The sequence below is a fragment of the Flavimobilis marinus genome (assembly GCF_900113055.1).
Taxonomy (GTDB): domain Bacteria; phylum Actinomycetota; class Actinomycetes; order Actinomycetales; family Cellulomonadaceae; genus Flavimobilis; species Flavimobilis marinus.
This window is the reverse complement of record NZ_FONZ01000003.1, coordinates 48,557-61,807: the sequence shown is the minus strand read 5'-3', so window position 1 is coordinate 61,807 and position 13,251 is coordinate 48,557. Positions and strand designations below refer to the sequence as shown.

Annotated in this window: 15 protein-coding genes; 6 read left to right on the top strand and 9 right to left on the bottom strand. The window is 71.2% G+C overall.

Annotated features, from left to right (window positions below; genetic code table 11):
• Together BMZ30_RS13740 and BMZ30_RS08960 are read left to right on the top strand one after the other, a co-directional pair.
• Positions 1-1,254, top strand: a complete 1,254-nt coding sequence (locus BMZ30_RS13740; protein WP_093377634.1) for a hypothetical protein — start codon at positions 1-3, stop codon at positions 1,252-1,254.
• Positions 1,251-1,835 carry a hypothetical protein gene (locus BMZ30_RS08960; protein WP_093377632.1) on the top strand — a complete coding sequence of 195 codons (585 nt, stop codon included), beginning with the start codon at positions 1,251-1,253 and terminating at the stop codon, positions 1,833-1,835. Before BMZ30_RS13740 ends, BMZ30_RS08960 begins: the two co-directional genes overlap by 4 nt.
• Here BMZ30_RS08960 and BMZ30_RS08955 read toward each other — a convergent pair.
• Genes BMZ30_RS08955 through BMZ30_RS08930 form a run of 6 tightly spaced genes read right to left on the bottom strand, consistent with a single transcriptional unit; the run spans position 1,742 to position 5,520 of the window.
• The gene (locus BMZ30_RS08955; protein ID WP_143073167.1) at positions 1,742-2,197 is read right to left on the bottom strand and encodes a hypothetical protein; all 456 of its coding nucleotides are present in this window, start codon (positions 2,195-2,197) and stop codon (positions 1,742-1,744) included. The two genes, BMZ30_RS08960 and BMZ30_RS08955, sit on opposite strands and share 94 nt — an antisense overlap.
• 10 nt (positions 2,198-2,207) lie before the next feature.
• Positions 2,208-3,083, bottom strand: coding sequence for a dimethylargininase (gene ddaH / locus BMZ30_RS08950; protein WP_093378553.1), 876 nt, complete (start codon positions 3,081-3,083; stop codon positions 2,208-2,210).
• A gap of 17 nt (positions 3,084-3,100) precedes the next feature.
• Entirely contained in the window at positions 3,101-3,898 is a 798-nt protein-coding gene (locus tag BMZ30_RS08945; protein WP_229828773.1) for a hypothetical protein, read from the bottom strand.
• Positions 3,898-4,431 carry an OsmC family protein gene (locus BMZ30_RS08940; protein WP_093377626.1) on the bottom strand — a complete coding sequence of 178 codons (534 nt, stop codon included), beginning with the start codon at positions 4,429-4,431 and terminating at the stop codon, positions 3,898-3,900. Before BMZ30_RS08940 ends, BMZ30_RS08945 begins: the two co-directional genes overlap by 1 nt.
• A gap of 46 nt (positions 4,432-4,477) precedes the next feature.
• Entirely contained in the window at positions 4,478-4,927 is a 450-nt protein-coding gene (locus BMZ30_RS08935) for a hypothetical protein (protein WP_143073166.1), read from the bottom strand.
• Positions 4,924-5,520: a septum formation family protein gene (locus BMZ30_RS08930; RefSeq protein ID WP_093377621.1), complete on the bottom strand. Its 597-nt coding sequence runs from the start codon at positions 5,518-5,520 to the stop codon at positions 4,924-4,926. The genes BMZ30_RS08935 and BMZ30_RS08930 overlap by 4 nt, the downstream gene beginning before the upstream one ends.
• Positions 5,521-5,656: 136 nt before the next feature.
• On the opposite strand from BMZ30_RS08930, the gene BMZ30_RS08925 reads away from it, so the two are divergent.
• Positions 5,657-7,546: a glycosyl hydrolase family 28-related protein gene (locus tag BMZ30_RS08925; RefSeq protein WP_093377619.1), complete on the top strand. Its 1,890-nt coding sequence runs from the start codon at positions 5,657-5,659 to the stop codon at positions 7,544-7,546.
• A 124-nt stretch (positions 7,547-7,670) separates the two neighbouring features.
• Here BMZ30_RS08925 and BMZ30_RS08920 read toward each other — a convergent pair whose 3' ends face one another.
• Positions 7,671-9,011 carry an NAD(P)/FAD-dependent oxidoreductase gene (locus BMZ30_RS08920; protein ID WP_229828776.1) on the bottom strand — a complete coding sequence of 447 codons (1,341 nt, stop codon included), beginning with the start codon at positions 9,009-9,011 and terminating at the stop codon, positions 7,671-7,673.
• Between the two features lie 172 nt (positions 9,012-9,183).
• Here BMZ30_RS08920 and BMZ30_RS08915 point away from each other — a divergent pair, with 172 nt between their 5' ends.
• Positions 9,184-10,299 (top strand): GmrSD restriction endonuclease domain-containing protein, encoded by a 1,116-nt coding sequence (locus BMZ30_RS08915; protein WP_229828777.1) that lies wholly within the window; start codon positions 9,184-9,186, stop codon positions 10,297-10,299.
• Between the two features lie 65 nt (positions 10,300-10,364).
• Here BMZ30_RS08915 and BMZ30_RS08910 read toward each other — a convergent pair whose 3' ends face one another.
• A complete protein-coding gene (locus BMZ30_RS08910; protein WP_093377614.1) occupies positions 10,365-10,508 on the bottom strand; it encodes an Rv0909 family putative TA system antitoxin in 144 nt (47 codons plus the stop codon).
• 146 nt (positions 10,509-10,654) lie between these two features.
• Here BMZ30_RS08910 and BMZ30_RS08905 point away from each other — a divergent pair, with 146 nt between their 5' ends.
• Together BMZ30_RS08905 and BMZ30_RS08900 are read left to right on the top strand one after the other, a co-directional pair.
• Positions 10,655-11,281 (top strand): YitT family protein, encoded by a 627-nt coding sequence (locus tag BMZ30_RS08905; protein ID WP_093377611.1) that lies wholly within the window; start codon positions 10,655-10,657, stop codon positions 11,279-11,281.
• A gap of 94 nt (positions 11,282-11,375) precedes the next feature.
• The gene (locus tag BMZ30_RS08900) at positions 11,376-12,644 is read left to right on the top strand and encodes a hypothetical protein (RefSeq protein WP_093377609.1); all 1,269 of its coding nucleotides are present in this window, start codon (positions 11,376-11,378) and stop codon (positions 12,642-12,644) included.
• Between the two features lie 120 nt (positions 12,645-12,764).
• On the opposite strand, the gene BMZ30_RS08895 is transcribed toward BMZ30_RS08900, so the two are convergent.
• Positions 12,765-13,160: a hypothetical protein gene (locus tag BMZ30_RS08895; RefSeq protein WP_143073165.1), complete on the bottom strand. Its 396-nt coding sequence runs from the start codon at positions 13,158-13,160 to the stop codon at positions 12,765-12,767.
• Positions 13,161-13,251: the final 91 nt, after the last annotated feature.

Below are 13,251 nucleotides of genomic sequence, written 5' to 3'. Positions count from 1 at the left end.
GTGAACGCCTGGGAGCCCCTGGCCAGCCACGACCCGGTGCCTGGTGATCCCGCCGCGCTGCGTGCGGGCGCCCGGCGCTACACCGAGCTCGTGGAGCACATCGGCGCGGCGACGCTCGCCCTGCAGAGCTTCGCGGACCGCCCGCTCGGACAGTCCGCCGCGGTCGAGCGCGTCACCGAGGTCGCAGCCGAGACCTGGGACGACGTCGCCGCGCTGCGCGAGCGGTACGTCGTGGCCGCCGAGGAGCTCGACGGGTATGCGCGGGTGCTCGACTCCGCCCAGGACGACGCGGCGCGGCTGCGGGTCCTCGCCCGGGACCAGGACGAGGCCCAGCACGCTGCGGCTGTCGTCGCTAAGGACACGGCGCAGGAGCTGCTCGCGCTGGCGGGCGACCCGGGGTCCCCGGCCCACGTGGCCGCGCTGGCGGCCCACCACGCGGCGCTCGACCGGATCGACGCGGCGGCCACGCAGATTGACGCGCTGCGGCGCAGGCTCGCGGACGTGCAGGACGTCGTGCGGGCTGCTGGTGACCGCGCTGCCGATGCGGTCCGGACCGCGGTGCGCGCGGACGGCGTGCGCGACTCCTGGTTCGAGCGCGTCGGGCTCGCCGTGCTGGAGAAGATCTCGTTGATCGCCGGTGCCATCTCCACAGCAACGGGCGCAGTGGCGCTGCTCGTCGTGTGGATCCCGGCGGCCGGGCAGCTCGCGGCCGCGATCCTCGCCGGCGTCGCGCTCGCGTCAGGTGCCGTGGCGCTCGGGTCCGACGTCGTGCTGCAGAGCCACGGGCGCAAGACCTGGGGCGACGTCGCCTGGAGTGCCGTCGGCGTCGCCGGCGGTCTGGCGGGACGCGCCGCCAGCCGCTCGGCCAAGGCGTTCCGCACTACGGCCGCGCCCACGATCCGGGAGGCCGCCCAGCGTGCCGCCGCGGGACCCGCGAGCGGACCGTGGCGGGCGCCCCGGAGGGTCGGGCCCCGCCGGCACGCCCGCCGGGCCACGAGGTTCAGCGACCCCGCCTACCAGCCTCAGCTTCGCCTCGACCCGCGCGCGCGTCGGATGCACCTCGCGGGTATCGACCTCGACTCCGCCCACATGTACCGCGCCCTGAGCTACACCGCGCAGCGAGACCCGGAGCTCGCCACCGTGATCGCACCGCAGCTCCGGGTGCTCGAGCGCGCCGCGCGGCTCCAGACGGCGTCGACCGCGGTCACGGTCGTCCAAGTGCCCGTCACCACCCACTCGTTGGCGAACCGGTGACCGCGCGACGCCCCGCGAGCGGGCGACCCCAGCGGTGGCATGGCCGCGAGCCTGACGGCGCGTGGTCCCTGTGCCTGCCCGTCGGGTGGGCACAGATCCCGGTCGCCGACCCCGCCGCGACGGCGCGGGCGTTGGGGGACGTCGAGGCGCGTCAGCTGTCGGGCGCGGAGCCGGCTCTCCGGCGCCGCTTCCGGGGCGACCTGCTGCGCGCGGCGCGCCAGGCCCGGGGCGCCGACGGGCGGTTGCTCGGAGTGTCGACGACGACTGTCGCGGGCGTGCCGCTCGACGCGACGGTGCTCGTCCATGTCCTGCCCGGGCTGCGCCGCCAGGGGCAGCCGCGCGTCACCGCGCTCGAGCGGCTCGCGTCGAGCCTGGGCCGGGGCGAGCACCTCCAGGTCCCGGCTGGCCCTGCCCTGCGGGCAGTCCGGACGGTCGAGCACCCGAGCCTCCAGGTCGAGTACTGGGTCGCCGGGCGCTCGCGGACCTACTACCTGACGTTCCGGTCCTCGCTGGTGGCGCTCGCCGGCCCGCTCACGGCCATGTTCGACGCCGTCGTCGCAACGCTCGCGGAGGTGCGGTGACGCCGCCACACCATGGCGACGACGGCGGCCTCGGCGACGATCGCGATGCCGACGGCGCCGGTCGGACGGTCCACCCAGCCGATGCCCAGGACGCGGCCGACCACGAGCCCTCCCGCCCACAGGGCCGCGGTCGTGAGCACCGGCCGGACCACGAGCACGACGTCGCGCCACCGCCGGCGCAGGCCATCAGTGACCTCGTGCATGCCCGCCGTGGCGACGACGAACGCGTAGGACAGATCGACCTCGAACATCACCCAGACCAGGCCCGGCACCCCGATCGCGAGGACGAACCACCCCACCTGCGCCCAGCGGCGGACGGCCGCGGAGACCACCGGTGACGGAGGCCGGTCATCGAGGAGCATGCGGGACAGGCTAGCGGCTGGCGGTCCCCGTCGACAGGGCGTCGGTCGACGCAGCGCCCGTCGCCCCCGCGCTGGCGGCGCTCGTCGACGACGGTTCGCCCCGCAGCTCGAGTGTGCAGCACTTCGCGCCGCCGCCGCCGAAGAGCAGCTCGGAGGTGTCCACCGGGACGGGCTCGTACCCACGCTCGCGCAGCTGGTCCGCGTACGTCGTCGCGTTGGGGTTGAGCACCACGTGCTCGCCGTCGGACACGGCGTTCATGCCGAGCACCTCTGCATCGGCCTCGCCCACGAGGAGGGCGTCCGGGAAGAGCGCCTCGAGCTGCTCGCGTGCCTCGTCCGAGAACGCTGGCGGGAAGTAGGCGATGTCGGTCTCCGCGGACCCGTCCGAGCCGCGCAGGACCGTCAGCGCCGTGTCGAGGTGGTAGAACCGCGGGTCCACCAGCTCGAGCGAGACGACCTCGCGGCCCCACAGCGCGGCCGCCTCGGCGTGCGCGGTGCGCTCGGTGCGGAAGCCCGTGCCGGCCAGGTTCAGCCCGCCGACGGTGAGGATGTCGCCCTCGCCCTCGTTGACGTGGTCGGCCGCGTGGGTCTGGTACCCGCGGTCGGCGAACCACTGCAGGTACGCCGGCCCCTCGGCCGCGCGCTCCGGGTGGGTGAACAGCGCGCCGTAGACGACGCCGTCGACGACCGTCGCGCCGTTGGCCGCGTACACCATGTCGGGCAGGCCGGGCAGCGGGTCGATCAGGTCGACCGTGTGGCCGAGGTCCAGGAACGTGTCCCGCAGGCGCTCCCACTGCGCGACCGCCTTGGCGACGTCGACGGGCTTGGAGACGTCCATCCACGGGTTGATCTCGTAGGTCACCGTGAAGTGCTCGGGCCGGCACATCAGGTAGTGGCGTGCGCTCACCGCTGCACCTCCGCTCGCTTGTCGCCCGCGACGAGGCTCGGGCGCCCTCCGGTCTCGACGACGCGCACGGGAACCCCGAACGCGCTCGGCGGCAGCCCGAACGCCTCCTGCGTCTGGGCGATCACGGTCTTGCCGAGCGCGCGCCCGCCGAGCACCCCGACGACGGCGCCGACGCCGAACGGCAGCAACCGGCCGAGCATCATCCCGGAGCGGCGCATGAGGTACCGGCGCACGAACCGCCCGGTCAGCGCCTTGTTCACCTGCCGGATGGTGCTCGTCGGCATGTAGGCGAGCAGCGCGCGCCCCCACGACGTCGGGTCGTTGCCGGCCTTCGCGACCGCAGCGGCGCCCTCGTCGCCGAGCACGCTCGCGAGCAGCAGTGCGCGCCGCCGGTCGAGGTCCTCGACCTCGATGCCGTGCACGTCCGCGACCCCGAGCGAGTACGCGGCCGACGCCGCGAAGAACGTCGCCATGTCCGCCCCCGTGAGCGCGACGCCGACGCCGGTGCCGATCCCGGGCAGCGTCGCCGCGGCGCCCACCGACCCGCCCGCGGCCTCGAGCACCCGCAGGTACTCCTTGCCGAGCAGGGCGATGATCCGCTCCGGGCCGGCCTCAGGGTTGCGCGCACGGAGCGCGTCGACGTGCTTGTGGATCGTGCCGGAGGGGATCCGCACCGCCTTGTCGAGGGCGTGCTCAAGCATCGTCGCCTTGGTCGACTCCGCCGCGGAGCCCCGGGCCTCCGTGGGCGGACGGGTGGCGACGGCGTCGTCGGTCGTGTCGGGTGTGCGGGTCATCAGGCCTCCGGGGTGTCAAGGTCCGTCGCGGGCGCCTCGGGCGCCGCGGTGGCGGCGCCGTCGGCGATGGTCAGCTCGATGGTCGCGCCGCGCTCGAGGGTGCGGCCGACCGTGCAGTTCACGTCGATCGCGCGGCGCACCACGGTCAGCAGGCGCTCGCGGGCCTCGGGGTCCAGACCGGACAGGTCGACCTCGAGCCGCTCGACGAGCGTCGGGTAGCGCTCCTCCTCGCGGTCGGCTGCGCCGGAGACGTGCACGGTGGCCTCGAAGTCGTCGCCGAGCCGGCGGGCGAGGGCCACGTCGCTCGACAGGCCGGTGCAGCCCGCGAGGGCGATCTTCAGGAGCTCGCCGGGGGAGAAGCGGTGGTCGTGCTCGGGGGAGCCGATCTCGACGCGCGCGCCCCGACCGTTGAATCCCGTGTACTGGCGCTTGCCGACGCGCTCGATCCACAGGTCTGTCGGGGACGGCGCCGCGCCAGGCTCGGGGTCGGTCAGGGCGGTGGCGAGGGCTGCGTCGAGGGACTCGTTGGTCATGGGGTCATGTTTCCACGGGCGCGCGGGGCGCGCCCGCCGCGTGCGCTCACTCGAGGCAGCGCAGCCACACGACCTGCGTTCCTGTGCCGACGATGGGGTCGGAGTAGTCGACGAGGCCCAGCTCCACGCGCGTGCCGACCGACGTGTCGGTGCCGACGCAGGAGGTCTGCGTGCCGTCGTGCCAGACGTCGTCCGGGCCAGCCCAGGACGCGCCGGCGATGACGAACCCCTCGCCGCTCGCGTCCGGCCCCCCGTCCTCCTCGGCGTGCAGGGAGATCGCTCCGCCGGCCGCGTTCGGCATTGCGATCCCGCGCACCACCCGCGGCTCCTGCACGCCGTCGTCGAGCAGGTTCGCCCCGAGCGCGCCGAGTGCCACGGCGAGCACGGCCAGCAGCGCGAGCACGCCCCAGCGGTCGGCGCCGCTCGCGCCTCCTGGCTCCCGGCCTCCGTGCCCGCCGGAAGTCTCTTCCGGCCCCGCGGCCGCGTCCGACGTCATCTGTGCCCACGCGACTCGTAGGAGCCCGTGACCTCTTCCTCGTACGTCTCGGTGGCGGGGTCGCCATGAGCACTGCACACGATCTTGTCCTCGTGGCCCATGAACTTCGGCTCGTTGTGGTCGATGACGATGCCCTTGTCCTGATACCCGGGACCGAAGTACGCGGCGGCGGCCGCGTCGCAGGCGGCGTGCTGGGCCTTGTCGCCCTCGACGCCCTTCTCGAACCCGCCCTCGTACTGCTCGTACGGCCAGTCCTCGATGACTGCGGCGACCTCGTAGATGTGCGGACCCTCGCACGGGATCGGGTCGAGCTGGATCTCGTCCTCGAGTCCCCAGCAGTCGCCGACCTCGAGCGGCATCTCGGTCTGGCCCAGCAGCTCGTCGAGGGAGAGCTCGTCGTCGCCCGCGTCCTGGTCGTCCGCGCCGCCGCCCGCGTCGTCGTCCGAACCGTCCGTCGTCGCGCCGTCGTCGGGCGTGGTCGCGGTAGCCGCGGCGTCCGCGGGAGCCGGTGTCGGGTCGGGTCCGACGTCGTTGCCGCACGCGGCGAGAAGGGCGGCGGTCAGGAGCAGGGCTGCAGGCTTCGTGAGTCGCATGGCCGACACCCTAACGATCCTTGACCACTTTGTGGGAGAGCGCCCTACCTTGACAGCGCTCCCACGGACCGTAAGGTGCGATATGTCCGCCTGCGACCGCGGGCGGGCGCCGCCTCAACGGAGAGGTTCACCCCGCATGAGAATCCGATCGATCCGTCCCGGGGGAGGGCGCCGCGCCGCGGTGCGCACCGGCGTGCTCGTCGCCACCCTCGCGCTCCTGGTCCCCGCCAGCACGGCCGCCGCGAAGCACGACCGCGGCCGCCCCGCCGATCTCGGCCCCAACGTCGTCGTCTTCGACCCGTCCATGTCGGTCGCCGAGATCCAGGAGACGGCGGACGAGATCCACGCCCGCCAGGTCGACGACGAAATGGGCACCAACCGTTACGCCCTGCTGTTCCTGCCCGGCACCTACGGCACCGACGCCGAGCCGCTGCAGATCCAGGTCGGGTACTACACCGAGGTCTCCGGGCTGGGCGCCTCGCCGTCGGACGTCGTGATCAACGGCAAGGTCGAGGTCTACAACCGCTGCCTCGAGGACGGTGGGACCGCGAACTGCATCGCGCTGAACAACTTCTGGCGCTCGATCTCGAACCTGACGATCGACGTCAACGGGACAGGCCAGGACGGCTGCCGCGCGGGCGCGAACTTCTGGGCCGTGTCGCAGGCGGTATCCATGCGCCGCGTCCAGGTCAACGGTCCGCTCACGCTGATGGACTACTGCACCGCGGGCCCGCAGTACGCGAGCGGCGGGTACCTCGCGGACTCGATCACCGACGACGTCACCAACGGCTCGCAGCAGCAGTGGTACACCCGCAACTCCGAGATCGGGTCCTGGTCCAACGGCGTCTGGAACGCGGTGTTCTCCGGCACCGAGGGCGCACCCGACGACGCCACGTTCCCCGACCCGCCGTACACGACGCTCGACACGACGCCCGTCAGCCGCGAGAAGCCGTACCTGTTCGTCGACCGCAAGGGCCGCTACCAGGTGCGCGTCCCCGCGGCGGAGCGTGACAGCCGGGGCGTGTCCTGGGCGGACGGGCAGACCGCAGGCCGGACGATCGACCTGCGCGAGTTCTACGTGGCAACCCCGCGCGACTCGGTCCGCACGCTCAACTCCCAGCTCGCGCGCGGCAAGCACCTGCTGCTGACGCCGGGCGTGTACGACGTCGCGCAGAGCATCGTGATCAAGCGTCCGAACACCGTGGTGCTCGGCATCGGGCACGCGACCCTCACGGCCCAGCGCGGCGCGGTGCCGGTCAAGGTCAGGGACGTGCCCGGCGTCGTCGTCGCTGGTCTGACGATCGACGCGGGTGCCAAGACGTCCCCGGTGCTGCTGCAGGTGGGCGAGAAGAAGAAGCACCACGGCCACGGCTGGGGCCGCTGGTTCGACAAGGCCCGCGACCGCGCCGCCAAGAAGAACCCGACCACGCTCAGCGACGTGTACTTCCGCATCGGTGGCCCGCACGTCGGCAAGGCCGACCTGACCCTCGAGGTGAACAGCGACCACGTGCTGGTGGACCACATCTGGGCGTGGCGGGCCGACCACGGCAAGCCCGGGTCCTTCGGATGGACGGCGAGCCCGGGACGCAACGGCGTCATCGTCAACGGTGACCACGTCACCGCGACCGGCCTGTTCGTGGAGCACTACCAGGAGTACAACCTGATCTGGAACGGCGAGCACGGGCGGACCGTGCTGTTCCAGAACGAGCTCCCGTACGACCCGCCCAACCAGGACGCGTGGCGCCACGGGGACACGCTCGGCTACGCCGGCTACAAGGTGGCCGACGACGTGCGGCACCACGAGCTGTGGGGCGGGGGCTCGTACATCTTCACGAACGTCGACCCGTCGCTGCACGCCACGCAGGGCTTCGAGGTGCCGGAGCGGCCGGGGGTGCGGCTGCACCACATCCTGACCGTGAACCTCGGTGCGGGGACGATCGACTCCGTGGTCAACGGCGTCGGCGGCCCGGTGAGCAACGACAACACGGGCACCCCGAGCTACGTCGTGGAGTACCCGCTGCCCTGACGCCCACCTGCCCCACTCCTCCACCCCGAGACAGTTTTCCGCCGGACAGCTCACGAAGTGCGAGCTGTCCGGCGGAAAACTGGGCGCGGGTGGCGGGTGGGGAGACGGGCAGTCCGGGTGCGCGTCAGGCGCGGGACTTCGAGCCGCCCGGGTCGTCGCCCGCCGCGCCGGCGTCGTCCTGCTTGCCGGCGTCCTTGGGCGGGCGGATCGCGGGGACGTCGCCGACGATCGGGATGGGCCGGCGATGGAACGGGAAGCCGTAGCGAGTCACGAGCCCGGTGAACGTGTTCAGGCGGTTGCGCGGCCCGATCAGCCCCATGATGTGCACGAACAGCCACGCGAGCCACGCGATGCCGCCCGTGAGCCGGAACCGGCCGAAGATCTCCGCGATCGCCGAGCGGCGCCCGATGATCGCCATCGTGCCCTTGTCCAGGTAGTGCAGCGGGCGCGTCGGCCGGCCCTCGAGCAGCGCGCGGATGTTGCGGGCCACGAGCTTGCCGGACTGCAGCGCCGGCTGAGCCAGCTGCGGCAGCTCTGCGGGCGAGATCGCGATATCCCCGGCGGCGAACACGTCGTCGAAGCCCTCGACGCGCAGATCCTTGCCGACCTGCACGCGCCCGCCCTGCCCACGTGGCAGGTTCCAGCGGTCGACCTCCTCGTGGGGCTTGACGCCCGTGGACCAGACGGTCAGGTGCGAGGGGACGAACGTGCCGTCGGTGAGGACGACGCCGTCGGGCCGGACCTCCGCGACGCCGGCACCCAAGCGCAGGGCGACCCCGCGCTTCTCCAGCTCCTTGGCGGTGTAGGTGCGCAGGGCGGGGTGGAAGTTCTTGAGCAGCTCGTCGCCGCGCTGGATGAGCGTGACGTCGAACGCCTCGCCGCGGATCTCGGGATAGGCGGGGCGCAGCCCGGCGTCGCGCAGCTCGGCGAGCGCGCCCGCGACCTCCACGCCGGTGGCGCCACCGCCGACGACGACGATCCGTAGCCCGTCGTTCACCACCGTCTCCCGGACCGCGTGCTCCAGCCGCACGAACAGGGTGTCGCGGATCCGCAGCGCCTGGGAGCGCGAGTACATGGGGAAGGAGTGCTCCTTCGCGCCGGGTGTGCCGAAGAAGCTGGTCGTCACGCCGTTGGCGAGGACGAGGTAGTCGTACTGGATCTGGGTGTCGTCGAGCAGGCCCACGCACCGGGTGTCGGTATTGATCTGGGCGACGTGCTCGTGCAGCACGCGGACGTTGCGCTGGCGCAGGTGCAGGGCACGCAGGAAGTAGGTGACGTCGCCCGGGTTCAGCCCGCCGGTGGCGATCTGGTAGAGCAGCGGCTGGAAGGTGTTGTACACGCGCCGGTCGATCAGCGTGATGCGCACGGGGGCGTCCGCGAGGGCCTTGACGGCGGCCATCCCGGCGAAGCCGCCCCCCACGACGACGACGTGCGGAAGGCGGGTGTCCTGGGCGTCCTCGGTCACGGCGGTCCCCTCGTGGTGTCGGTCGGACGAGCCCTTCGATCATCACACGCAAGCCCCGCGCCGTCCTGAGCACAGTCCTGCTCGGCCAGCCCGAGCGGAACTGTGCTCGCACGCGAGCGCTCATGTCTGGCGGGCCCGGTGTCGATGTCTTACTCGGATGAGAGGTGGGGTCATGGCGCGCAGCAGGATGAGCACCGGTACGGGCTGGGCGGTGGCGGCGCTCGCAGGCGCCCTGACGATCAGCAGCTGCACGAGCACCGTCGAGGCGACCGTGATCCCGGGCACGCCCGCCCCGGTGGCGACCGTCGCGTCACCCGAGGCGTCGCCCGAGCCCATCGGCGAGCCCACGGCGTCGGCTGGGCCTGCGCCGTCGGCTCCCGCCCCGGAGCCCACCGCGGTTCCCGAGCCGGCCGAGCCCGTGCCCTCGGCCGCGCCAAGCGCGCCGATCGAGCCTGGTGCCGCGCTCCTGGCTGCACAGGCGCTCCCCGTCAAGGGCCGTGCGCCCAAGACGGGCTACGACCGCGACCTGTTCGGGTCGGGCTGGGTCGACGTCGACCGCAACGGCTGCGACACCCGGAACGACATCCTCGCCCGTGACCTCACTGCCCTCGAGACGAAGCCGGGCACGGGCGGGTGCGTCGTCCTGCGTGGCCGGCTCGTCGATCCGTACGGGGGCGAGTCGATCGCGTTCGTCCGCGGGAACGCGACGAGCACGGCGGTGCAGATCGACCACGTGGTCGCGCTGTCGGACGCGTGGCAGAAGGGCGCGCAGGGCTGGGACGCGGGCGTGCGGGTGGCGTTCGCGAACGACCCGCTCAACCTGCTCGCCGTCGACGGTCCGCTCAACGCGAGCAAGGGCGACGGCGACACCGCGACGTGGTTGCCGCCGCGCAAGGAGATCCGCTGCGCGTACGTCGCCCGGCAGGTCGCCGTCAAGGCCAAGTACGGGGCCTGGGTGACGCAGGCGGAGCGTGACGCCATGGTCCGGGTGCTCTCCGCGTGTCCCGGCGAGGCACTCCCGGCGGGCGTGGACGACCCGATCGTGGCCGTGACGGTGCGGGAGGCGCCCGAGCCCGCCAAGGAGGAGGCGAAGCCCGCGCCGAAGCCGAAGCCGAAGCCCGCGCCGAAGCCGAAGCCGAAGCCCGCGCCGAAGCCGGAGCCTGCCGACGACGTCTACTACAAGAACTGCACGGCGGCGCGGGACGCCGGCGCGGCGCCGGTGTACCGCGGCGACCCCGGGTACGCGAGCCACCTGGACCGTGACGACGACGGCGTGGGCTGCGAGTAGTCGCACAGATCGGCCCGCGCACCGACGATGGTGCGCGGGCCGTCTGCGTCAACCAGGGCTACCGCTCAGCCGCCGATCTTCTTGTCGGCCGCCTGCTCACCCTTGTCGATCTTGTCGGCGTGGTCCGAGCCTGCTTTCTGCTCGGCTGCGTCGCCGGCCTTCTGGATGCCGGCGTCAGACGCCTTCTCCTTCATGTCATCGATGCCCATACGTTCCTCCCTCGGATCGACTACGGCTGTGGCGGGCGAACCCACCTCTTCGAGTGTGCGACGGCGGCGCGGATCGCGCGCGTCGGGACGCGGCGTCGTCGGCGGTCGTTTGCGCGGAAGGCCCCCGCGCCCTGAGGCTTGCCCCCATGAGCGCCCCCACCGAGGTCATGCCCGCCCAGGTCGTCCCGCACGCCTGGCACGAGGACGTCCTCGCTCTGCTGATCGGGTCGCTGCTGGCCTCGCTCGGGCTGTACGTCCTGGAGTCCGGCGGCGCGGTCACCGGCGGGACGCCCGGGCTGGGTCTCGTGCTCAGCCACGCGACGTCGTGGCCGTTCGCTGCCGTGTACGTCGTGGTGAACATCCCGTTCGTGCTGCTGGGGATCGTGCAGCGCGGGTGGCGGTTCACGGTGCGCTCGGCGATCGCCGTCGGCCTGCTTGCCGGGTTCTCGCTGGTGCACCCGCACCTGATGCCGCTCGAGGACGTGTCGCTCGTGTACGGGGCGATCGTCGGGAACGTGCTCGTGGGCGTCGCGATCGTCGTGCTGTTCCGGCACGGCTCGAGCCTCGGCGGGTTCGGGGTGCTGGCGCTGCTGTGCCAGGACAAGCTCGGCTGGCGGGCGGGCTACGTCCAGCTGGCGTGCGACGCCGTCGTGCTGCTGCTGTCCATCGCCGTGGTGCCGCCGGTGACGCTGCTCGTGTCGGCGGCCGGCGCGGTGCTGCTGAACTTCGTGCTCGCGCTCAACCACCGGCCAGGGCGCTACTTTGGAGCGTGAATGGGCACCAATGGTGCAAATGGCACACTGGCGCAGTTGGGCTTTACTTGGAACTGCAGACCGTCGAGTGCCATCTGCGTGGGAGGATCTGCCTATGAAGGTCGAGGTGCGCGACAGGATCGAGGCTCTGGAGGAGCGCTTCCGCAGAGGGCTGCACCGACTTCGATGGCCATTCAACGGCGCTCTCGGCTACGGAGCGGGATTATCTCTCTCCGCAATCGAGCAGAGCCAGAACACCAACGCTGTCAATTCGTTCGCTGCGACATTTTTTGGGTCGTCGATCCAGTCGACTGCCAGCGTCACGGCGCTCGCTATCGCGCTCTGCTACCTCACTCTTCCCGCGCTGGATCGACGCTCTTCCAGGCGCACCGTCGACGTTTCCTATTACGAAGCGATCAAGAAGTACGTTGGCGAAACTGCTGCCGAGGACCAAGCCCTTGAAGGGCTCGCGTGGGGGTTAGGAAGAACGGTCCTGTCGGCGCCTCGCCATGCAGGGTGGGCGACCAAGGAAATCCGGTTCCGCGTCGACCAAAGAGTGTATAGTTTCCAATCGCTCGAGCGAGAAGATATTTCAAGTCTGAGCGGCATGGACTTAGTCGACGGGTATCGGGGCTTTAGAGACGAGGCATTCCGTGGTCAGTTCGCGACCGACGGCATCAAGTACATGCTTGTTCGGCGACCGACTTCTTTCTCTGATGACATCGGCGTGACGCTCGAGGTTCGTACTGCTTATTGGAGCCAACTTCAGTACTTCTGGCAGACTATCGTGCCGCAGGTTGACCCTGGGGTGCTACTTGGCCTGGCGTCAAAGGGGGGAGAAATCCCCTTTCCTTCGTCGCTTTGTCTTCATCTCGTCGTGTTTTCAGCCGAGGGTACTGTTCTGCTCTCCCGGGCCCATTCCTCCAAGTGGAACGATCACCCTGAATCATGGGCATGCTCGATCGGGGAACAGCTCTCGATAGATGACATCGACAGGCCGGACGTCGACTGTGCCCGCCTGTGGGTCGAGCGAGCCTTGCACGAGGAGTTGGCGGTGGGTGCCGGTGAAATTGACGGCGAGCCTCGCTTCCATGCAATTACTTTCGAAGGGGATATAGCGAACTTCGCGTTCGTTGCTACCGTGCATTTGATACTGAGTGCCGAGGATATTCACGCGCGACTGGCGACCAGCAACCGACTCGATAACGAATTTGGTGCTATTGATTTTCTTTCGCTCGACGATATCCCGGCTGAGCTCGTCGCCCCCAGCAGGACCTACCATCCCTCATCGCATATCAGAATGATGTACGCCTATATTTCCCGGCGCAGTCAAGTGGAGCTCCGGCATGGTATAGCCAAGCAGCTGGCTAGGGCTAGGACGTGACAGCAAAGCTACTCACGGGAATCGACTGAAGGATCAGACGGGCGCGCGATGTCGGCCGTGGGGTGCGCGCCGTTCCACTGTCGGCGGCCGGCGCGGTGCTGCTCAACTTCGTGCTCGCGCTCAACCACCGGCCAGGGCGCTACTTCGGAGCGTGATCGGGTCGCCCTCCGGTGCGGGCCGGTCGGAGCTGGCGTCCACGACCATCCGGTCGCCGAGGGGTTCGTCGAGCGTCACCGACGTCGACTCGCCGACCATGACCGCCGCGAAGGTGTCGGTGGGCGCGACGGCGCGCACCTCGACGGTGACGGCGTCGTCGTCCTCGCTCGTGACGGCTGCGCTGACCGTGGCGCCGGAGGTGACCTCGACGTACAGGGTGAGGGCGGTGCCCGCGGCGTCGACGGTGTAGGACTGCAGGGGGATCGGTTCGCCGTCGTGCGCGCAGGCGGCCAGTACTACGAGCAGGGTGAGGCTGGCGATCGTCATCCGCAGGCGGCGGCGCCTGGCCGACGTCGTCACGACGGGTCGGTCTCTGCCTCGTCCGTGCGCTGCTCGTCCATCGGATCCCCCTTCGGCCACGCCCGCGTGGCACCCGTCGGCCGCCGTGCGC